We start from the raw sequence: 22,000 nt of genomic DNA, 5'->3' as shown, positions 1-22,000 counted from the left end.
ATTGCACGCAGTAAAAGGCGGATGAACTGCCCGTTTGGCGTCTTGAACGGGTAAAAAAAACCCCGCCGGAACGGGCGGGGTCGAGGATACGAGCGTGGCGCTCGAAATAGGTGCTTACAGCAGCATGGTGCGGATGTCGGTCAGCACATCGCCCAGGCGCTTGGTGAAGCGAGCGGCAGCCGCCCCATTGATCACGCGGTGATCGTAGGACAGCGACAGCGGCAGCATCAGCTTGGGCTGGAAGGCCTTGCCGTCCCACACCGGCTGGATGGTCGCCTTGCTGACCCCGAGGATCGCCACTTCCGGCGCGTTGACGATCGGCGTGAAGCCGGTGCCGCCAATGTGGCCGAGGCTGGAGATAGTGAAGCAGGCGCCCTGCATGTCGTCAGCCGAGAGCTTCTTGTTGCGCGCCTTCTCGGCCAGTGCAGCGGCTTCGGCGGCCAGTTGCAGCAGGCTCTTCTGGTCGACGTTCTTGATCACCGGCACCAGCAGGCCGTCCGGGGTATCGACGGCGAAGCCGATGTGCACATACTTCTTGCGGATCACCGCCTTGCCGCTCGGCGCCAGCGAACTGTTGAAGTCCGGCAGCTCCTTGAGCAGGTAGGCACAGGCCTTGAGCAGCAGCGGCAGCACGGTCAGCTTGACGCCGGCTTTCTCGGCGACGGCTTTCTGGGCGACGCGGAAGGCTTCCAGCTCGGTGATGTCGGCCGAGTCGAACTGGGTCACGTGCGGCACGTTCAGCCAGCTGCGGTGCAGGTTGGCGGCGCCGACCTGCATCAGGCGGGTCATCGGCACTTCTTCGACTTCACCGAACTTGCTGAAGTCGACGGTCGGGATCGGCGGGATGCCGGCGCCGCCGGTTGCGCCCGCGGCGGCAGCAGGGGCCGACTTGGCCTTCTGCAGCTCGGATTTGACGTACGCCTGCACGTCTTCCTTGAGGATGCGGCCTTTCGGGCCGCTACCGGGTACCGCGCTCAGCTCGACACCGAACTCGCGGGCCAGCTGACGCACCGCCGGGCCGGCGTGCACCTTGCTGCCATCGCGGCTCGGCGCGGCGGCCGGAGCGGCCTGGGGTGCGGCCTTGGCCGGTGCGCTGCCCTGCACGTTGGCCGGCTTGGCCTGCTCAGGGGTGGCGGCGGGAGCCTGGGCGGCGGCGGCCGGTTTGGCAGCTGCACCCTGGACCTTGAGGGTCAGGATCAGGTCGCCGGTCTTGGCCTGGTCGCCGACCTTGATGGCGATGCTTTCGATCACGCCGGCTTTCGGTGCCGGGATCTCCATGCTGGCCTTGGCCGATTCCAGGGTGATCAGCGATTGCTCGGCTGTCACGCTGTCGCCTTCCTTGACCAGCATCTCGATGACGCTGGCGGCGTCGGCGCCGATGTCCGGGATGCGCACTTCTTCAGTGCTCTCACCGGCCGGCTCTTCGGCTGCGGCAGGCGCTGGCGCTTCAGCCGGGGCCGGGGCGGCCGCAGGAGCTGGCGCGCTGGCGGCCTGCTTCTGGGCACCAGCGGCACCTTTGAGCACCAGGATCAGGTCGCCGGTGCCGACTTCGTCACCGACCTTGACCGATACGCTTTCCACCACGCCGGCTGCCGGCGACGGGATCTCCATGCTGGCCTTGTCGGACTCGAGGGTGATCAGCGACTGATCGACCTCGATGGTATCGCCCGGCTTGACCGCCACTTCGATGATGCTGGCCTTGGCGCTGGAACCGATGTCCGGCACCTTGACCTCCTGGGGCTCGGCGCTGCCGCTCGACTGGGCCTTGGGCTCGGCGGCCGGCTGCTCGGCAGCAGGTGCTGCCTGCTCGGGTGCCTGCTCCTGTTTCTGCTCGGCCGGGGCGGCTTCAGCATCGCCTTCCACGTCCAGTTCGAGCAGCTCGTCACCCTCTTTGAGGGTATCGCCGAGCTTGACCTTCAGGCTCTTGACCACGCCGGCCTTGGGGGCCGGGATTTCCATGCTGGCCTTGTCCGACTCCAGGGTCAGCAGGCTCTGGTCGGCCTCGATGCGGTCGCCGACCTTGACGAACAGCTCGATGATCTCACCCTCACCGCCGCCGATGTCGGGTACGCGAATCAATTCACTCACAATGCGTCTCCTCAGCAGTCCAGTGGGTTGCGTTTTTCGGGGTCGATACCGAATTTGACGATGGCCTCGGCCACCACCTTGCGCTCGATTTCACCGCGATCGGCCAGCGCTTCGAGGGCAGCCAGGGCGACCCAGCGACGGTCCACTTCGAAGAAGTCGCGCAGCTTGCGACGGCTGTCGCTGCGGCCGTAGCCGTCGGTGCCCAGGACCTTGTATTCCTTGACCGGTACCCACTGACGAATCTGCTCGGCGAACAGCTTCATGTAGTCGGTGCTGGCCACGACCGGGCCCTGGCGACCGCTCAGGCACTGCTCGACGTAGCTCTGCTTGGGCTCGTCGCCCGGGTGCAGGCGGTTGCTGCGCTCCACGGCCAGGCCGTTGCGACGCAGTTCGTTGAAGCTGGTGACGCTCCACACGTCGGCCGCGACGTTGTAGTCGTTGCGCAGGATCTTCGCCGCTTCGCGAACTTCGTTGAGGATGGTGCCGCAGCCCAGCAGTTGCACGTGGTGGGCGGCTTCCTTCTTGTCCTCTTCGAGCAGGTACATACCCTTGATGATGCCGTCTTCGACACCTTCGGGCATGGCCGGCTGCTGGTAGTTCTCGTTCATCACGGTGATGTAGTAATAAACGTTTTCCTGCAGGGTCATCATCCGGTGCGTGCCTTCGCGCATGATCACCGCCAGCTCGTAAGCGTAGGTAGGGTCATAGCTGCGCACGTTGGGGATGGTGCTGGCGAGGATGTGGCTGTGGCCGTCCTCGTGCTGCAGGCCTTCGCCGTTCAGGGTGGTGCGGCCGGAGGTGCCGCCCAGCAGGAAACCGCGGGTCTGGCCGTCGCCGGCAGCCCAGGCCAGGTCACCGATACGCTGGAAGCCGAACATCGAATAGAAGATGTAGACCGGCAGCATCGGCGTGTTGTAGTTGCTGTAGGCGGTACCGGCCGCGATGAAGGAGGAGAACGCTCCGGCCTCGTTGAGACCCTCCTGGAGGATCTGGCCGTCCTTCTCTTCGCGGTAGTACATCACCTGGTCGCGGTCGACCGGCTCGTACAGCTGGCCGACAGGGGAGTAGATACCCAGCTGGCGGAACATGCCTTCCATACCGAAGGTACGGGCCTCGTCAGCGAGGATCGGCACGATGCGCTTGCCCAGTTCCTTGTCCTTGACCAGCGAGGCGAGGATGCGGCCGAACGCCATGGTGGTGGAGATTTCGCGGTCGCCCGAGCCGTCCAGAACGGCCTTGAGGGTTTCCAGCGGCGGCGTCGGGATGCTGATGCTGCCGCGGTTACGCTGCGGCAGGTGGCCGCCGAGCTTCTCGCGGCACTTGCGCAGGTACTTCATCTCGGCGCTGTCTTCGGCCGGGCGGTAGAACGGCAGTTCTTCGAGCTGCGAATCGTTCAGCGGAATGTCGAAGCGATCGCGGAATTTCTTCAGCGACTCGATATCGACCTTCTTGGTGTTGTGCGCGGTGTTCTTGGCTTCGCCGGCACCGGTGCCATAACCCTTGATGGTCTTGGCCAGGATGACGGTGGGCTGGCCCTTGTGGTTGACCGCCTGGTGGTAGGCCGCATAGACCTTGTACGGGTCGTGGCCGCCGCGGTTGAGGTTGAAGATCTCCTCGTCCGACAGCTTCTCGACGCGCTTGAGCAGCTCCGGGTCGTGGCCGAAGAAGTGCTTGCGCACGTAGGCGCCGTCCTTGGCCTTGTAGTTCTGGTACTCGCCGTCGATCGCCTGGTCCATGCGGCGCTGCATGCGGCCGTCTTCGTCCTGGGCGAACAGTGGGTCCCACATGCGGCCCCAGATGACCTTGTTGACGTTCCAGTTGGCGCCGCGGAACACGCCTTCGAGTTCCTGGATGATCTTGCTGTTGCCGCGAACCGGGCCGTCGAGGCGCTGCAGGTTGCAGTTGATGACGAAGATCAGGTTGTCGAGGTTCTCGCGGCCGGCCAGGGAAATGGCGCCCAGGGTTTCCGGCTCGTCGGTCTCGCCGTCGCCGATGAAGCACCAGACCTTCTGTTTGCCAGCCGGGATGAAACCACGGTTTTCCAGGTACTTCATGAAGCGTGCCTGGTAGATCGCGGTGATCGGGCCCAGGCCCATGGAAACGGTCGGGAACTGCCAGAAGTCCGGCATCAGGTGCGGGTGCGGGTACGAAGACAGGCCGCCACCGTCCACTTCCTGGCGGAACTTGAGCATCTGCTCTTCGCTCAGACGGCCTTCCAGGAAGGCGCGGGCGTAGATACCGGGCGAGGCGTGGCCCTGATAGTAGATCAGGTCGCCGCCGTGTTCTTCGGTCGGCGCCTTGAAGAAGTAGTTGAAGCCGATGTCGTAGAGGGTCGCGCTGGAGGCGAAGGTGGAGATGTGACCACCCAGATCCGGGTCCTGCATGTTGGCGCGCATCACCATGGCCAGGGCGTTCCAGCGAACGATCGAGCGGATGCGGCGTTCCATGAACAGGTCGCCCGGCATGCGTGCTTCACGCGTGACCGGAATGGTGTTGCGGTAGGGAGTGGTGATCGAATAGGGCAACTGTGTGCCGCTACGAGTGGCCAACTCACCCAGGCGCGTCATCAGATAGTGGGCACGGTCTTCGCCTTCCTTGTCGAGGACGGATTCCAGTGCGTCCAGCCATTCCTGGGTTTCGATTGGATCGAGGTCTTGCATGGCTTGCTCCAGAGCGGAAAGGCTTCCAGAATCGGAAACCAGATGCGTGGCCGGCTTTTTGAGCGGGCACATTAATTCTTGGATGTACCGGTTGGGTAGATCCGGCTTCCTGTAGTTTTACTACATTTCGTCGGCGATTTCAGCTCTCTCGATCGATTCAGTCGTAGCGAAACTACAATCAAATCAGGCGAGAGCCAGAAGCGGCGAGCCTTCGCAGGGGCTGCGCCGGTTTTCCACCAGGCTCGCAGCCCGCCGAAAAGGATAGACCATGAGCTTGCCCGCGCTCGTCTCTTTGCCTGCCGCGCTTCGCCCCATCGCCCAGCGTGCCGAGCAGTCGCTCGCCCAGGCGTTCAGCGCCTTGTCGGACGAGGCTGCCGCCGATTTTGCCGCCTGGCCGGCGCAACGCAAGGAGCACCTGCAGCGGGTCACGGCCGCCAGTGACTTCGTGACGCAGCAGGGCCTGCGCGATCCGCAGATGCTCCTCGAACTGGCCGCCAGTGGCGAGCTGGAGCGGCCCCTGGGGGCAGGCGGGCTGCGTGGGCAGCTTGCCGAACAGTTGGGCGAGTGCCTGGACGAAAATGCCCTGGCGCGTTGCCTGCGGCGCTTTCGCAACCGCCAGCAGCTGCGCATCATCTGGCGGGACGTCAGCCGCCAGGCGGATCTGGTGGAAACCTGTCGCGACCTTTCCGATCTGGCCGACGCCTGCATCGACCTGGCTTATCACTGGCTCTACCCCCGGCATTGCGAGCAGTTCGGCACGCCGGTCGGGCGACGCAGCGGCGAGCCGCAGCACATGGTCATTCTCGGCATGGGCAAGCTCGGCGCCTTCGAGCTCAACCTGTCGTCGGACATCGACCTGATCTTCGGTTACCCGGAAGGCGGGGAAACCCAAGGCGTCAAAAGGCCGCTGGATAACCAGGAGTTCTTCATTCGCCTGGGTCAGAAGCTGATCAAGGCGCTGGACGCCATCACCGTCGACGGTTTCGTGTTTCGCACCGACATGCGCCTGCGCCCGTACGGCTCGTCCGGCGCGCTGGTGTTCAGCTTCAACGCGCTGGAGCAGTACTACCAGGATCAGGGCCGTGACTGGGAGCGCTACGCGATGATCAAGGCGCGGGTGGTCGGCGGTGACCAGCAGGCCGGCGCGCAGCTGCTTGAGATGCTGCGCCCGTTCGTCTACCGGCGTTACCTGGATTTTTCCGCCATCGACGCGCTGCGCACCATGAAGCAGCTGATCCAGCAGGAAGTACGCCGCAAGGGCATGGCCGAGAACATCAAGCTCGGTTCCGGCGGCATCCGTGAGGTGGAGTTCATCGCCCAGGCCTTTCAGCTGATTCACGGCGGGCGTGACCTCAGCCTGCAGCAGCGCTCGTTGCTCAAGGTACTCCACACCCTCAAGGACCAGGGTTACCTGCCGGCTCAGGCGGTCGACGAGCTGCTCGCCGGCTATGCCTTCCTGCGTTACACCGAGCATGCCCTGCAGGCGATCGACGACCGCCAGACGCAGATGCTGCCGGATAACGATCGGGACCGCGCGCGGGTGGCCTTCATGCTCGGCTTCGATAGCTGGGATACCTTCCATGAACGGCTGATGCACTGGCGCGGCCGGGTCGACTGGCATTTCCGCCAGGTCATCGCCGACCCCGACGAGGATCAGGACGGCGACGAGGAGGCCATGGTTGGCGCCGAATGGTTGCCGCTGTGGAACGACGACCAGGATGAAGAGGCGGCCTGTCGGCAACTGGCCGAGGCCGGTTTCATCGATGCCAAGGCCGCCTGGCAGCGGCTGGTGGGGCTGCGCAACGGCAACCAGGTTCGGGCCATGCAACGTATCGGCCGTGAGCGCCTGGATGCGTTCATTCCGCGGCTGCTGGCCGCCACCGTCGAGCAGGAAAAGCCGGACCTGGTGCTGGAACGGGTGCTGCCGCTGATCGAGGCGGTCGCGCGCCGTTCCGCCTATCTGGTGCTGCTGACCGAAAATCCCGGAGCCCTGCAGCGCCTGCTGACGCTGTGCGCCGCCAGCCCGTGGATCGCCGAGCAGATCAGCCGCTTCCCGCTGCTGCTCGACGAATTGCTCAACGAAGGGCGCCTGTTCAGCCCGCCCCAGGCACCGGAATTGGCCGCCGAGCTGCAGGAGCGGCTGACGCGCATCCCCGAGGAGGATCTGGAGCAGCAGATGGAGGCACTGCGCCACTTCAAGCTGGCCCACGGCCTGCGCGTGGCCGCCTCGGAAATCGCCGGCAGCCTGCCGCTGATGAAGGTCAGCGACTACCTGACCTGGCTGGCCGAGGCCATTCTCGACCAGGTGCTGGCCCTGGCCTGGCGGCAGATGGTCAGCCGCCACGGTACGCCACTGCGTGCCGATGGCAGCCCCTGTGCGCCGGATTTCATCATCGTCGGCTATGGCAAGGTCGGGGGTATCGAGCTGGGCCATGGCTCGGATCTGGACCTGGTGTTCATCCACGACGGCGACCCCCAGGCCGAGACCGATGGTGCCAAGCCCATCGACGGCGCGCAGTTCTTCACCCGCCTGGGGCAGCGGATCATTCACCTGCTGACCGCCCAGACCAACTCCGGCCAGCTCTACGACGTCGACATGCGCCTGCGCCCATCAGGCGCTGCTGGTCTGCTGGTCAGCTCCCTGGGCGCCTTCCGCCGCTACCAGGAGGGCGAGGCCTGGACCTGGGAGCATCAGGCGCTGGTGCGTGCCCGGGTGCTGGTCGGCTGCGAACGGGTGGCCGGCGCATTCGCCGAAGTGCGCAGCGCCGTGCTGGGCCGCGAGCGCGACCAGGCCAAGCTGCGGGCCGAGGTCAGCGAGATGCGCGCCAAGATGCGCGACAACCTGGGCAGCCGCGTGACCGCGGCCGGTACGGCGGAAAATGCCTTCGACGCGGCCTCGCCCTTCGACCTCAAGCAGGACGCCGGAGGTATCGTCGATATCGAATTTATGGTGCAATACGCGGCCCTGGCGTGGTCGAAGCAGCACCCGGCGTTGCTCGAATTCACCGATAACATCCGCATTCTGGAAGGCCTGGATCGGCTCGGTCTGCTCCGTGATGGCGAGGCGGCCCTGCTGCAGGACGCCTACAAGGCCTATCGCTCGGCGGCCCATCGGCAGGCCTTGCAGAAGCAGCCCGGGGTCGTGGGCGGCGACCAGTTTCACGAGCACCGGCGCAATGTGATGCGCATCTGGCGTGAACTGGGCCTGAGTTGATGGCTGTCGTTCGCCATCGGGCTTCTCTACCGAAACTGAGCTTATGAATATTCTGATCATCGGCCCTTCGTGGGTAGGCGACATGGTGATGGCGCAGACATTGTTCCAGTGTCTGAAAATGCGTCATCCCGATTGCGCCATCGACGTGCTGGCCCCGGACTGGAGCCGGCCGATCCTCGAGCGCATGCCCGAAGTGCGTCAGGCGCTGAGCTTTCCCCTCGGCCATGGTGTGTTGGAGCTGGCCACGCGGCGGCGCATCGGCAAGTCCCTGGCCGGCCGTTACGATCAGGCGATCCTGTTGCCCAATTCCATGAAGTCGGCGCTGGTGCCGTTCTTCGCCGGTATCCCGCTGCGTACCGGCTGGAAGGGCGAGATGCGCTACGGCCTGCTCAATGACGTGCGCAAGCTGGACAAGGATCGCTACCCGCTGATGATCGAGCGCTTCATGGCCCTGGCCTATCCGGCCGGTGCCGAGTTGCCGCAGCCCTACCCGCGACCCTCCCTGCAGATCGACCCCGCCACCCGTGACGCTGCCCTGGCGCATTTCGGCCTGGCCCTGGATCGCCCGGTGCTTGCCCTGTGCCCTGGTGCCGAGTTCGGCGAGGCCAAACGCTGGCCCAGCGAGCATTACGCCAAGGTCGCCGAGGCGAAGATCCGCGAAGGCTGGCAGGTCTGGCTGTTCGGCTCGAAAAAGGATCATCCGGTGGGCGAGGACATCCGTTCGCGGCTGATTCCCGGCCTGCGTGAGGAGGCGGTCAACCTGTCCGGCGAGACCAGCCTGGCCCAGGCCATCGACCTGCTGTCCTGCGCCGCCTCGGTGGTGTCCAACGATTCCGGGCTGATGCACGTGGCCGCGGCGCTCAATCGCCCGCTGGTGGCGGTGTACGGTTCGACCTCGCCGCAGTTCACGCCGCCGCTGGCCGATCAGGTGGAAATCATCCGCCTGGGCATCGAGTGCAGCCCCTGTTTCGAGCGCACCTGTCGCTTCGGTCATTACAATTGCCTGGTGCAGCTCCAGCCAGGGGTCGCCGTCGATGCGCTGCAGCGGCTGGCGGGTGAGCCGGTCGAGGTCATGCCCTGAATGCGCGTGCTGGTGATCAAGACCTCATCGCTGGGCGACGTCATTCATACCCTGCCAGCCCTGACCGACGCGGCTCGGGCGATTCCCGGCATCCGTTTCGACTGGGTGGTGGAAGAAGGCTTCGCCGAAATTCCGGCCTGGCATCCTGCGGTGTCCCAGGTGATTGCGGTGGCCATCCGCCGCTGGCGCAAGCATCCGCTGAAAACCCTGCGCAGTGGCGAGTGGTCGCGTTTCAAGCAGCGCCTGCGCGAAAGCCACTACGACCTGGTGATCGACGCCCAGGGGTTGTTCAAGAGCGCCTGGCTGAGCCGCTACGTCAAGGCGCCGGTGGCCGGGCTGGACCGCAAATCCGCCCGCGAGCCGATTGCCGCGCGCTTCTATGATCGCCCGTACAGCGTGCCGCGGGCCCAGCACGCGCTGGAGCGCACCCGCCAGTTGTTCGGCCAGGCGCTGGGCTACAGCGTGCCCGCCGGTCTGGGCGACTACGGGTTGAACCGTGCCCAGCTTGCAGATCCGGCCGCGAGCCCTTATCTAGTGTTCCTGCACGGCACCACCTGGGCCAGCAAGCACTGGCCCGAGGCCTACTGGCGCGAGCTGGCCGAGCTGGCTGCTGAACAGGGTTGGGCGATCCGCCTGCCCTGGGGCAACGAAACCGAGAAGGCGCGTGCCGAACGCATCGCCGAGGGCATCGAAAACGCCGCCGTGCTGCCCAAGCTCAACCTGGCGGGCGTGGCCAAGGTGCTCGCCGGTGCCCAGGCCTGCGTGGCCGTGGATACCGGGCTGGGCCACCTGGCGGCGGCGCTGGACGTGCCGACCGTGTCGCTGTACGGCCCGACCCTGCCCGGCCGGGTCGGCGCCTACGGGCGCTCCCAGGTGCACCTGTGCGCCAGCGGTCCGGATGCCGGCAAGGGTGACCGCGACAAGCCCTGTTTCGATGATCTGAAGCCGCAGCGGGTGTTCACCGAATTACATGCCCTGCTGCTGGATCTGGGGCTGGACTGATGCAAGCGAGCGGAGGGCCGATGCGCCTGGCTTTTATCCTCTACAAATACTTCCCCTACGGCGGGCTGCAGCGCGATTTCATGCGCATCGCCCTGGAGTGCCAGCAGCGCGGCCACAGCATTCGCGTCTACACGCCGATCTGGGAGGGCGAGGTGCCGGAGGGCTTCGAGGTGGTGGTGGTACCGGTCAAGGCGCTGTTCAACCATCATCGCAACGAGAAGCTCACCGCCTGGGTGCAGGCCGACCTGCGCGAGCGCCCGGTCGACCGGGTGATCGGCTTCAACAAGATGCCGGGGCTGGACGTGTACTACGCCGCCGACGGCTGCTTCGAAGACAAGGCGCAGACCCTGCGCAACCCGCTGTACCGTCGCTGGGGCCGCTACAAGCATTTTGCCGAATACGAGCGGGCGGTGTTCGCGCCGGAGTCGAACACCGAGATCCTGATGATCTCCGAGGTGCAGCAGCCATTGTTCGTCAAGCATTACGGCACGCCGGCCGAGCGCTTCCACCTGCTGCCGCCGGGCATCGCCCTGGACCGCCGCGCGCCGGCCAACGCCGCCGAGGTCCGCGCCGAGTTCCGTCGCGAGTTCGCCCTGACCGACAGCGACCTGCTGCTGGTGCAGATCGGCTCGGGCTTCAAGACCAAGGGGCTGGATCGCAGCCTCAAGGCCCTGGCCGCCCTGCCGCCAGCGTTGAAGAAACGCACCCGGCTGATGGTGATCGGCCAGGACGATCCCAAACCCTTTCTACTGCAGGTCAAGGCGCTCGGCCTGAGTGACCAGGTGCAGATTCTCAAGGGACGCAGCGACATTCCACGCTTCCTGCTCGGCGCCGACCTGCTGATTCACCCGGCCTACAACGAAAATACCGGCACCGTACTGCTCGAGGCGCTGGTCGCCGGCTTGCCGGTGCTGGTCACCGACGTCTGTGGCTACGCCCATTACATCAGCGATGCCGACGCTGGTCGCGTAGTGCCCAGCCCGTTCGAGCAATCCACCCTGAACCACATGCTGGCCGAGATGCTGGCCGACGAGGCCGCGCGTGAAGCTTGGCAGCGCAACGCTCTGGCCTACGCCGACACGGCCGATCTGTACAGCATGCCGCAACGGGCTGCGGATGTGATTCTGGCGGCGCAGGCCTGATGCTCGCTCATCAGGGCCTGGCTCGCTCCGGTGGCACGGGGCAGGACCCATGCCGCTGTGTGGCAGCGCATTGCGCCGCAGCGGGCAATGCGCTGAATGACTACGATCTGCCGGCATGCCGGCTTCTGCGAGAGGCGCTATGCAGCTGATTCTTGCTGAACCATTCAAGTCCCTATGGGCCGGCAAGGATGCCTTCAGAGAAGTCGAGGGCCTGCAGGGGCAGGTCTACCGCGAACTCGAGGCGCGGCGCACGCTGCGCACCGAGGTGGCCGGCAAGGGCTATTTCGTGAAGATTCATCGCGGCGTCGGCTGGGGCGAAATCGTCAAGAACCTGGTCACGGCGCGCCTGCCGGTGCTGGGCGCAGGGCAGGAGTGGAAGGCCATCCAGCGTCTGCACGAGGCGGGTGTGTCGACCATGACCGCAGTGGCCTACGGTGAGCGCGGTGGCAACCCGGCGCAGCAGCATTCGTTCATCGTCACCGAGGAGCTGGCGCCGACCACCGATCTCGAGCAACTGACGATGGGCTGGGCCGACCAGCCGCCGGCGCCGGCCGTGAAGTGGGCGCTGATTCGCCGGGTCGCGCAGATGACCGGGGCCATGCATGCCGCCGGCGTGAACCATCGGGACTGCTATATCTGCCACTTTCTGCTGCACACCGACGCGCCTTTCGACGCCAGGGATTTCCGCTTGTCGGTAATCGATCTGCATCGCGCCCAGGTGCGCCATGTGGTGCCGAAGCGCTGGCGCGACAAGGACCTGGCCGGGCTGTATTTCTCGGCATTGGGCATTGGCCTGACCCGGCGCGATCTGCTGCGCTTTCTCAAGGCGTATTTCGGCGTCGTCGACAGCCGCCCGCTGCGCCAGATCCTGCAGGACGAGGCGGCGTTGCTGCGCTGGCTGCAGGGCAAGGCTGACCGGCTGCGCGTGCGCTATACGCGCAAGTACGAAACGGGAGGTGCAGCATGAGTCAGTGGCGTGTCACCGCCTTGGCCACGCCCGAGGCGGCCCGGGCATTCGCGTCCCTGGATGCGGTCTTTGCCTTGCAGGGCGAGCCCATTACCCACGACCCGTTGTCGGATGTGATTCGCGTGGAGTTCGGTGGGCTGCGCTACTACGTCAAGCGCTACCACGGTGCGGGCAAGGGCGCACGGCGCTTCGTCGGCCGGCCGCGGGTCAAGGCCGAGTGGCAGAACCTCAAGCATTTCGCGACCTGGGGCATCCCCACCGCGCCCATCGCCGCCTACGGGCTGGAGCGCAAGGGCGCGGCCTTTCACCGGGGCGCGCTGATTACCCAGGAGTTGGTCGATACCACGGACATGTGGCGACTCGCCTCCTCGGGTGATGGGCGCCTGCGTGATCGGGCCTGGGTCGAGGACGTCAGCTGTCAGCTGGCCCGCGCCACGCGCATTCTTCATGACCATCACTTCGCCCACAACGACCTGAAGTGGCGCAATCTGCTGGTCGACGAGCACCGCCGTCTGTACTTCATCGACTGCCCGACCGGCGCCTTCTGGCGCGGGCCGTTTCTGCGTCGGCGCATCGTCAAGGACCTCGCCTGCCTGGACAAGGTGGCCAAATACCATCTGTCACGTACCCAACGCCTGCGTTTCTATCTGCAGTACCGGCGCCGCGAGCGGCTCAACGACAATGACAAGCAGCGCATCGGCCAGATCGTCCGCTTTTTCGAGGGAAGAGAATGAAGGACTTCATCGACAGCGATGACCAAGCGCTGCTCGAACGTCATGGATTGGCCAGTTTCGAGGCGCTCTGGGCGCTCGAACTGCATGCGGTCGACGAGCCCAACAAGGCGCCGCGCGGCGGCTGGAGCACGGTCTATCGGCTCGACCTCGAAGGCCATGGCTATTACCTCAAGCGCCAGAGCAATTACCTGACCCACAGCCTGGAGCGGCCCTGGGGCGAGCCGACCCTGGCACGGGAGTTTCGCAACATTCGCCGCTATCAGCGCCTGGGTATTCCGGCCATGAGCGCGGCGTTCTACGCCGAGCGGCGCGTCGATGGTGAGCGCCGTGCCGTGCTGCTGACCCACGCCCTGGATGGCTGGCGCGACCTCGACAGCTGGCTGCCCGAGTGGCGCCAGCTCGCCGCCGAGCAGCGCCAGGCGATCGTCAGTGCCTGCGGTCGTCTGGCGCGCCGGGTCCATGAACAGGGCCAGGTGCATGGCTGTTTCTACCCCAAGCATATCTTTCTGCAACCACGAGACGAGGGTTTCGCCGCACAACTGATCGATCTGGAAAAGACCCGGCCGCTGTTTCTCGGCGAGCGTGACAGGGTCAAGGATCTCGAGCCGTTGCTGCGCCGTACCAATCCCTGGAATGATGCGGATCACCTGGGTTTCCTGACTGCCTATCTGGGCAGCGGACGGCAGGTGGATCACTGGTCGCAGCGTCTTACGGCGCGCTTGAAGGACAAGGCCCAACGCCCATGAAACTGGCTTCTCTGACCCAGGTGGGGCGTAGCCCCGAATTGCCGCTGCTGATCGAGATGCCGACAGGCCAGCCGCTCGAGCTGTGCAGCCTGCTGCGGGTATTGCCCGGCCAGCGTTATGTCGGCCAGGCGCAATGGCAGGGGCGTACGGTGCTGGCCAAGCTGCTGGTCGGTGGCAAGGCCGAGCGGCATCATGCGCGGGAGCTGCAAGGCGCCCAGCTGCTGGCGGCCCAGGGGTTGTGCACGCCGTTGCTGCTCGAGCAGGGCGTGGCGGCCCGCGAGGGCGGCTGGCTGCTGTTCGAGTTCCTGGAGGGCGCGCGCAGCCTGGCCGATGACTGGCAGGCCATCGCCGACGAAGCCTGGCTGAGCGATGCGCAGCAGCAGGTACTGGGCGAGGCGCTCGGCGTTATCGGCCAGTTGCATCGTCGTGGGCTGTGGCAGGAAGACCTGCACCTGGACAACCTGCTGCGCCACGAGGGTCGTCTGCACCTGATCGATGGCGGTGGCATTCGTGCCGAGACGCCCGGTCAGCCGCTGTCGCGTGACAGGGTGCTGGCCAACCTGGGGCTGTTCTTCGCCCAGTTTCCCGGGAACATCGACAGCTTTGTCGAGGAACTGCTGGTGCATTACCTGCTGGTCAATGGCGAGCATGCGCTGCCGCTGGAGGCCCTGCTCAAGGCAGTGGCCAGGGCGCGAGCAACGCGCATGCAGGCGTACATGGCCAAGATCGAGCGTGAGTGCACGGCCTTTCGCGTCTGGCGCGGGCCGTCGCGCCTGCAGGTGGTGAGGCGCGAAGAAGATGCGGCGCTGGCGCCCGTCCTGGCCGATCCCGACGCGGCGATTGCCGCCGGCGAGCCGCTCAAGCTGGGCGGCTCCTCGACCGTTGCGCGCATCGAGCAGGGCGGCCGGCAACTGGTCATCAAACGCTACAACATCAAGGGCTTCGGGCATTGGCTACGGCGCTTCTGGCGGCCGAGCCGGGCCTGGCACAGCTGGTGCGAGGGTAATCGCCTGGAATTCCTCGGGATCGCCACGCCCACGCCGCTGGCCGTGCTCGAGCGACGTACCCTGTGGTTGCGCCGCCAGGCCTATCTGATTACCGAACACACGCCGGGTATGGATATAATCGCCCGTTTCGCGCCCTGCGGGGCGGACGGGCTGCCGCCCGAGGCGGATTTGCAGGCGCTGGAGGCCTTGTTCGCCGCCCTGCTGCGCGAGCGCATCAGCCATGGCGACTGCAAGGGCAACAATATCCTCTGGCAGGACGGCCGCTGGGCGCTGATCGATCTGGATGCCATGCAGTACCATGGTCAGGCCGGCAGCTTCAAGGCCGCCTACGCACGTGACCGTGCGCGCCTGCTGCGCAACTGGTCAGCCGACAGCGCCCTGTACCGTGAGCTCGATCGGCGCCTGCCAACACTTATTTGAGCCCTGCGAACGAGGGCTCAGCGAAATCAAACCGTATCGGTTGTCGAGTCAGACAGCCGCGTTAAGAGGCTTTATCCGTGGCATTGACGATTCTTGGCCTGTCCGGCGCCCTCAGTCATGATCCTTCCGCGGCGTTGTACATCGACGGCAAGTTGATTGCAGCGGCGGAAGAAGAGCGCTTCGTGCGTGACAAGCACGCGAAGAATCGCATGCCCTACGAGTCCGCCAAGTTCTGCCTGGAGCAGGCCGGTATCAAGCCCTCCGATGTCGACGTGGTGGCGATTCCCTTCGCGCCCATCAGCCTGTTCGGCAAGGCGCGCTGGCACTATGCCAAGCGCTACTGGTACGCGCCGGATCGCGCCCTCGACGCCATCCTCATGGGTAACCGCCGTTACAAGCGCTATCGCAAGAAGATCGTCTGGTGCCTGGAGCAACTGGGTTTCGACGCCAAGAAGGTCAAGATCGAGCCGGTCGAACATCACCTGGCCCACGCCGCCAGTGCCTATCACTGCTCGGGCTTCACCGAGAAGACCGCCATCCTCGGTATCGACGGCAAGGGTGAGTACGCCACCACCTTCTTCGGCTATGGCGAAAACGGCCGTATCCACAAGATCAAGGAATTCTTCGACCCGGACTCCCTGGGTGGCCTGTATGGCGCGGTCACCGAGTTCCTCGGTTTCGAGATGCTCGACGGCGAGTTCAAGGTCATGGGCATGGCGCCCTACGGCGATGCCAGCAAGTACGATTTTTCCCGCCTGGCCAAGTTCGAGAACGGCGAGCTGGTGATCAATACCGACTACGCCAACGTCATCGGCCTGCGCCGCCACAAGGAAAAGGGCAAGGGCTTCTACTTCTCGCCCAAGCTGATCGAGTGGCTGGGGCCCAAGCGTGAAGGCGACATCGCCGACGATCCCTACATCCACTATGCCGCCAGCATGCAGGCGCTGTTCGAGAAACTGGCGCTGGAAATGATGGATTACTACCTGGGCGACATCATCCGCGAAACCGGCAAGATCGCCTTCGCTGGCGGCTGTGCGCTGAACGTCAAGCTCAACCAGAAGATCATCGCCCGCCCGGAGGTCAAGGAGCTGTTCGTGCAGCCGGCCTCCGGTGACGCCGGCACTTCCGTTGGTGCCGCGGCGTACGTTTCCCACAAGCGCGGCGTGCCGGTGGAGAAGATGGAGCACGTCTACCTCGGTCCGGCCTACTCCAACGAAGACGTCATCGCCGCCTGCGCCCGCCACCCGAATGCGCCGAAATGGCAGAAGATCGACGACATGCCGCAGCGTATCGCGCAGATCATGGTCGATGGCAACCCGGTGGCCTGGTTCCAGGGCCGCATGGAATTCGGTCCGCGCGCCCTGGGCGGTCGTTCGATCATCGGCTGCCCGAGCATACCCGGCGTGGCCGACCGCATCAACGAACAGATCAAGTTCCGCGAGCGCTGGAGACCCTTCTGCCCGTCGATGCTCGACACCGTTGCCGAGCAGATGCTCAAGGTCGATCACCCGAGCCCGTTCATGACCTTCACCTTCGAGGTCAACGACGAATGGAAGGAGCGGGTCAGCGAGGTCGTCCACGAGGACGGCACCTCCCGCGCCCAGGTGCTCAAGCGCGAATACAACCCGCGCTGGTACGACCTGATGCTGGAGCTGGAAAAGCTCACCGGCAACGGCGTCTCCCTGAACACCTCGCTTAACCGCCGTGGTGAACCGATGATCTGCTCGCCGACCGACGCCCTGAACATGTTCTTCGGCTCGGACCTGCAATACCTGATCATGGAGGACATTCTGGTGGTCAAGGACAGCGTTGTTGCTCCGAACAGTGATCTGTCCGGCAGCGTGGAGTCCTAGGGTTGGCTGGCAGCCAGACAAGGTTGAAGACGCTGCTGTTCAACGACACGTCTTCGGAGGGGCACCACGGCTGTCATTTGGTGATGCAGCAGATCTACACGCTGGCCGATCAGGCTGGCATGGAGATTCTGCGCGCCTGTCCGATGCACCATGACTGGCAGACAGACGATCAACTGCAAAGTGACATCCGCGCGGCTGATATCTGCCTGGTCAATGGCGAAGGCACCATGCACGACGATGCGCCGCTGGCCCTGCGTTACGGAGCACTGGCGCGGTATTGCCGGGAACACGGCGTGCCCTGTTTTCTGATCAACTCCGTTTGGCAGAATAATGATCGGCTCAATGCCGATGCACCATTGTTCACGCGCATATTCGTGCGTGACGTGCTGAGTCAGGCTGCACTGGGTGAGATCGGTGTGTCGGCCGAGGTGGTTCCGGATCTGACGCTGTCATATCGATACCAAGGTGATGCGCCCGCTCGGGAGGGCCTGCTGATTAACGGCAGTGTGCTCATGGAGCGGTTGCGCGAGGCATGGCGCATCAGCTGTGCCAATCCACATCTGCGTTATGTCAGTATCCGTACCCTTGCGCCCTTGCAGCTGGGTAAGGGGTTCGATGTCTATCTGCGCAAGAATTTGCGCAAGCGGCTGAAAGCCTGCCGGCGTATCGCTGCGAGTTATCTGCACCGTTATCCGGCCGAGTTGCCCACGTCACGGATCGACAAGCTGCGCTGGCGTTACGCCGTGCTCGCGCCGCGCCGCTTCCTTGCCCTTTTGCGCCGTTCAGAAGGCGTGATCACCGGACGTTTCCATCTAGTGACCCTGTGCCTGGTCACCGGTACCCCGTTCTATGCCATCGCTTCGAATACCCACAAGATCGAAGCCCTGCTGGGGCAGGTCGGGCTAGGCGAGCGCCTGCGCTCCTCGTACGAGGAAGCTGTTGGTGACGCGCAGCGCATTGCGTTCAGCGAAGCGGAGCAGGTGGGCATCGCAAGCTTCCTGCACGAGGCTCGCTGTCAGGCCGACGCAATGTTTGCCGCGATGGCCCAGATAGGCCGCGATCAGCGCGCTGCACGATAGCGCTGCAGCAATAGTTGCAGGTGTTCCTGCATGTGACCGATCGGTCAGAAAATCGGCCTGTAAGCCGGCCATCAAATACATTGAACCTTGCTGATCCACGTATCTCCGACCTCCATAGTCGAGGTTTTCGGCTGCGCGGATTTCAGGCTGGGGTGCCGGATTTCCAACGTTAGCCGACGCGACTTTCATGGGTGCTCATCTGCACCTGAATCGTTGCCGTGATAAGAGTTGGATCAATGAATACTAATAATATGAGCCAGGCATGGGTGCTGCAGATCTGCCATGGCTATGACGGGCCGTTTCTCGATTGTGCTCGACAATATGCCGTGCTCTTTGCCGACACACCCTACAAAGTCATGACCGTCTACCTGAGTGGTAAATATGATGCTCAGGTAGAGGCCGAGTCTGCCTCCGATGAGGTGATCTTTCTCGAATACAGCAGCAAGGCGCTCAGAGGGCTGAAGCTCGGCGCGATCCACGCGATTCGTCGGATCGTTTCTGAACGCAACTTCGCGCTGTGCATTGCCCATCGCTTCAAGCCAACCTATATCGCTTGCCTGGCCACGCGGCTACCTGTCATCGGTGTGAACCATGCCTTCGGTGTCTATCGCAGGCGATTCCGTCAATGGTTCGCCAATGCGTTCAGCAAGCGTTTGATGCTGCTTGGCGTGTCCAATGCAGTGCGCGACGATCTGCGTGCGAGCCTGCCTGCATGGCCTGACTCGCGTATCGAAACCTTGTACAACCGCATCGATATCGAAGCCTTGAAGGCGCAGCAGCTAACGCGCGAGGACGCCAGGCAGCATCTCGGCCTGCCTCAGGATGTCTGGGTCGTCGGTAACGTCGGGCGTTTGCATCCAGACAAGGATCAGGAAACGCTGATTCGCGGCTTCGCCAAAGCTCTGCCGGAACTGCCTGCGGGTAGCCTGCTGGTGATCGCCGGTCGCGGTCGCCTCGAAGCCAGATTGAAAGCGCTGGCTGAAGAATTGGGGGTCGGGCATGCCGTACGTTTGCTCGGGCAGGTCCCCAACGCCAAATACTATTTCAAGGCATTCGACGTATTCGCCTTGACCTCGGATCATGAGCCCTTCGGCATGGTGCTCCTGGAGGCAATGGTAGCGGGGGTGCCGCTTATCTGTTCTGATTGTGGGGGCGGGCGTGAGGTGGTCGATAGCGTCGGCATCCTGTTCCCTCAAGGCCAGATCGATGCGCTTTCGCAAAAAGTTGCCGCGGTCTGCGCTTCAGCCGATGGCGAACTCAAGAGCTGCCGATCATCAATGGTCGCCCGCTTGAACGACCACTTTTCGGATCAGGCGGTCGAGTCCCGCTTCTGGGCCCTGCCCTTCCTCGCCCATTTATCCTGACTGATTTGGAAGCCTGTCGATGACATTGTCGCAAACCGCTGAAAACGGATGGCCACGTATCCGTTTTCTGATTCCTTATTTTGGGCGGTGGCCATTCTGGTTTGCGTTTTTTTTGGAAAGCTGCCGACGTAATCCGAGCATCGACTGGCTGTTGTTTACCGATTGCGAAGTGCCTGGAGAAGCACCTGATAACGTGCAGTTCGTTCCGATCTCCTATTCAGACTATTGTGCGAAAGTTTCCGAACGGCTGGGCATCAATTTTCGCCCTAGCAATGCGTACAAATTGTGTGACATAAAGCCTGCCTTGGGTGCCGTGCATCAGGACGCGTTGGAAGGCTACGACTTCTGGGCGTTTGGCGATATCGACGTCGTTTACGGGGATCTGCGGAGCTATTTCACGGCACGACGCTTGAGCGGCAAAGACTTGTTTGCAACTCACCCGCGACGTATTTCAGGTCACCTGTGTTTATTGCGAAATACTCCGCTCATGCGTAACGCCTTTCGGCGGATACCTGATTGGCAGAAACGTTACGAGGACGAGAAACACCAGGCCTTGGACGAAGGCGCGTTCAGCCGCCTGTTCATCCGCCATAAGAACTGGCCTGAGCCGTTGCGTCGGCTCGCATCTCGACTCAATCCCTGGAGCAGACGTAGTGAGTTCATCGAGGCACATAGCACCTATACGCTCCACGCCGATGGCCGTCGCGTTGTTGCAGATAGCTGGTTCTATCGCGGTGGACGTTTGACCAATAGCGAGCAGGGCGAACAGGTTCTTCCGTATCTGCATTTCATGGTGTGGAAGAACGTGGATTGGAAAGGTCAGCTACCGGAAGAACTGCTAGGACCAGCGAACTTGCATCTTGCGAATTCCTGGCGGGTCGATACCCGGGGTTGGCATGCCTGGCCGCAGCAGGAGGCAGGGGCGTGAGTGTCTTGGATCGGCCGCTCGTTTCGGTAATCGTGCCTTGTTATAACTATGCCGCCTATGTCGCCGCTGCGCTGCGCAGCGTATTGGCCCAGGATTATGAGAACTTCGAGCTGATCGTCGTTGATGACGGTTCCCGTGATGAGAGCGCCGAGATCATCGAGCAGGTTTTGCAGGCTCATCGACAGTCCAGCAAGGTGAGGCGGATCGAGTTCGTCAGGCAGGAAAACCAGGGGGTAAGTGCCGCGCTGAATACCGGCCTGGCCCTGGCCGGCGGGGTCTTCGTGGCGACCTTCGATGCTGACGATGTGATGCCGGCTGGCCGCTTGGCGCTGCAGGCCGCCTACCTCGCAGGGCATCCAGAAGTAGGGTGCCTGGGAGGCGTGGCGGTGAGGATCGACGAGCACGGTGCGATCCTGCCTAAAAGGGACAAGAAACGGTTGGTTCGTCGCTATGATTTCCACGGGGCGCTAGCCGCCGCGCTTGTCGTAGGCGGCAACATTGCCGTCTATCGACGTGACGTCATGCACGCGGTTGGCGGCTACGATCCGGCGATCAAGGTGCAGGATTTCCAGATGACGCTAAAGATCGCCCATGCGGGATTTTACGTGGATGTACTGCCCGACGTGGTAACGCTCTACCGTAAACATCCCCACAGTCTGTCGAAGCAATACAAGTCCGAATATGACTATGGACTGCAGGTGATAGCGGCATACCGGGACCATCCAGGCTACCCGTCTGCCAAGGCGCGGCTGATTACCAAGGCGTTACGCATGGCCGTCACCGACGACAAGGCATATGCCTGGCAGTTGTTGCGCCAGGTTCCGCTCACGCAGTGGGACCGGCAGTTACTCAAGCGAGTGAGACACCTGCTTTTGAAAAAGGGCAGGCTAGAGAGAAAAGAGCATGTGTGAAGTGCGAGCGCCATCAGATCAAACTGTTGTCATGGACTTGGTAATACTCAGCTTCGCCAAAGACGCGGCTTTGCGTCAGGTCACCGAGCATTGCCTCGATACCCTGGTGGCATCCGAAGACCCGGAGCGGATTCGCCTACGCATCTGGGTGCTCGAGTCCAATGCCCAGACCCCGGCTTATACGCAGCCGGGGGTGGCAACGCTCTACCCCGAGGCGCCCTTCAACTACCATGCCTATATGAATATCGGCATTCGCGAGGGGCAGGCGCCCTTCGTAGCCATCTGCAACAACGATCTCTCTTTCCATCCCGGCTGGGCTTCGGAGCTGCTGGGGGTATTCGAGCAGGACCCGAGCGTCAGCAGTGCCAGCCCGGCCTGCTCGCTGCACCATCCGCGTAATGGTTTCGCGCTCAACAGCGGCGTCTACCCAGGCTACGGGGTGCTGAAGGAAATTTCCGGGTGGTGCCTGGTTTTTCGCCGTTCCATTCTGGAGGTGATCGGCGCTCTGGATGAGCGGTTCTTCTTCTGGTACGCGGACAATGACTATGCGTTGACGCTCCAGTCCAAGGGGTTGCGGCATGTGTTGGTCACTTCTTCGGTGGTCGACCATCTCGACAGCCGCACGCTGCGTACACACACCTCGGCTCGTCAGTGGTTGATGACCAAGCGCGCCAAGTACACCTTCGAGGAAAAATGGCTGGGTCGCAGCAAGGGCTACCTGATGCGCAAGAAACTCAAGCTCTACCTCAAGTTTCCACTCTATTACCTGGGGCTGAAGCAAGTTAAATGAACGACCGTTTTTCG

General features: G+C 63.5%; 16 protein-coding genes. 14 read left to right on the top strand and 2 right to left on the bottom strand.

The annotated features are described in order from the left end of the window. Nucleotides 1-114: 114 nt before the first annotated feature. Nucleotides 115-2,088 (bottom strand): dihydrolipoyllysine-residue acetyltransferase, encoded by a 1,974-nt coding sequence (gene aceF, locus K8U54_RS08250; RefSeq protein ID WP_249909678.1) that lies wholly within the window; start codon nucleotides 2,086-2,088, stop codon nucleotides 115-117. A gap of 11 nt (nucleotides 2,089-2,099) precedes the next feature. Further along, on the bottom strand, nucleotides 2,100-4,748 hold the full coding sequence (gene aceE / locus K8U54_RS08245) for a pyruvate dehydrogenase (acetyl-transferring), homodimeric type (RefSeq protein WP_249909677.1): 2,649 nt from the start codon (nucleotides 4,746-4,748) through the stop codon (nucleotides 2,100-2,102). A gap of 268 nt (nucleotides 4,749-5,016) precedes the next feature. On the opposite strand from aceE, the gene glnE reads away from it, so the two are divergent. The 14 genes from glnE (at nucleotide 5,017) to K8U54_RS08175 (ending at nucleotide 21,986) form a co-directional block, all read left to right on the top strand. Further along, nucleotides 5,017-7,962 (top strand): bifunctional [glutamate--ammonia ligase]-adenylyl-L-tyrosine phosphorylase/[glutamate--ammonia-ligase] adenylyltransferase, encoded by a 2,946-nt coding sequence (gene glnE, locus K8U54_RS08240; RefSeq protein ID WP_249909676.1) that lies wholly within the window; start codon nucleotides 5,017-5,019, stop codon nucleotides 7,960-7,962. A 43-nt stretch (nucleotides 7,963-8,005) separates the two neighbouring features. After that, the gene (gene waaF, locus K8U54_RS08235) at nucleotides 8,006-9,043 is read left to right on the top strand and encodes a lipopolysaccharide heptosyltransferase II (protein WP_249909675.1); all 1,038 of its coding nucleotides are present in this window, start codon (nucleotides 8,006-8,008) and stop codon (nucleotides 9,041-9,043) included. After that, a complete protein-coding gene (gene waaC / locus K8U54_RS08230) occupies nucleotides 9,044-10,045 on the top strand; it encodes a lipopolysaccharide heptosyltransferase I (RefSeq protein WP_249909674.1) in 1,002 nt (333 codons plus the stop codon). It abuts the gene before it with no gap. Nucleotides 10,046-10,065: 20 nt separating this feature from the next. Beyond that, nucleotides 10,066-11,187 (top strand): glycosyltransferase family 4 protein, encoded by a 1,122-nt coding sequence (locus K8U54_RS08225; RefSeq protein ID WP_249909673.1) that lies wholly within the window; start codon nucleotides 10,066-10,068, stop codon nucleotides 11,185-11,187. Between the two features lie 139 nt (nucleotides 11,188-11,326). Then, entirely contained in the window at nucleotides 11,327-12,154 is an 828-nt protein-coding gene (gene rfaP, locus K8U54_RS08220) for a lipopolysaccharide core heptose(I) kinase RfaP (RefSeq protein WP_249909672.1), read from the top strand. Continuing rightward, on the top strand, nucleotides 12,151-12,888 hold the full coding sequence (locus K8U54_RS08215; RefSeq protein WP_249909671.1) for a lipopolysaccharide kinase InaA family protein: 738 nt from the start codon (nucleotides 12,151-12,153) through the stop codon (nucleotides 12,886-12,888). The genes rfaP and K8U54_RS08215 overlap by 4 nt, the downstream gene beginning before the upstream one ends. Continuing rightward, a complete protein-coding gene (locus K8U54_RS08210; protein WP_249909670.1) occupies nucleotides 12,885-13,634 on the top strand; it encodes a lipopolysaccharide kinase InaA family protein in 750 nt (249 codons plus the stop codon). The genes K8U54_RS08215 and K8U54_RS08210 overlap by 4 nt, the downstream gene beginning before the upstream one ends. Next, nucleotides 13,631-15,061, top strand: a complete 1,431-nt coding sequence (locus tag K8U54_RS08205) for a lipopolysaccharide kinase InaA family protein (protein WP_249909669.1) — start codon at nucleotides 13,631-13,633, stop codon at nucleotides 15,059-15,061. Before K8U54_RS08210 ends, K8U54_RS08205 begins: the two co-directional genes overlap by 4 nt. Nucleotides 15,062-15,138: 77 nt before the next feature. Further along, nucleotides 15,139-16,914 (top strand): carbamoyltransferase family protein, encoded by a 1,776-nt coding sequence (locus K8U54_RS08200; protein ID WP_249909668.1) that lies wholly within the window; start codon nucleotides 15,139-15,141, stop codon nucleotides 16,912-16,914. A gap of 2 nt (nucleotides 16,915-16,916) precedes the next feature. Further along, nucleotides 16,917-17,993 (top strand): polysaccharide pyruvyl transferase family protein, encoded by a 1,077-nt coding sequence (locus tag K8U54_RS08195; RefSeq protein ID WP_249909667.1) that lies wholly within the window; start codon nucleotides 16,917-16,919, stop codon nucleotides 17,991-17,993. Between the two features lie 236 nt (nucleotides 17,994-18,229). Then, nucleotides 18,230-19,357, top strand: coding sequence for a glycosyltransferase (locus K8U54_RS08190; protein WP_249909666.1), 1,128 nt, complete (start codon nucleotides 18,230-18,232; stop codon nucleotides 19,355-19,357). A 19-nt stretch (nucleotides 19,358-19,376) separates the two neighbouring features. Further along, entirely contained in the window at nucleotides 19,377-20,285 is a 909-nt protein-coding gene (locus K8U54_RS08185; RefSeq protein WP_249909665.1) for a DUF6625 family protein, read from the top strand. Then, a complete protein-coding gene (locus K8U54_RS08180) occupies nucleotides 20,282-21,196 on the top strand; it encodes a glycosyltransferase family 2 protein (RefSeq protein WP_249909664.1) in 915 nt (304 codons plus the stop codon). Before K8U54_RS08185 ends, K8U54_RS08180 begins: the two co-directional genes overlap by 4 nt. Beyond that, nucleotides 21,189-21,986 (top strand): hypothetical protein, encoded by a 798-nt coding sequence (locus K8U54_RS08175; RefSeq protein ID WP_249909663.1) that lies wholly within the window; start codon nucleotides 21,189-21,191, stop codon nucleotides 21,984-21,986. Before K8U54_RS08180 ends, K8U54_RS08175 begins: the two co-directional genes overlap by 8 nt. Nucleotides 21,987-22,000: the final 14 nt, after the last annotated feature.

Source organism: Pseudomonas fulva (assembly GCF_023517795.1).
GTDB lineage: Bacteria > Pseudomonadota > Gammaproteobacteria > Pseudomonadales > Pseudomonadaceae > Aquipseudomonas > Aquipseudomonas fulva_D.
The sequence above is the reverse complement of the archived record's forward strand: the minus strand, read 5'-3'. Positions and strand labels throughout refer to the sequence as shown.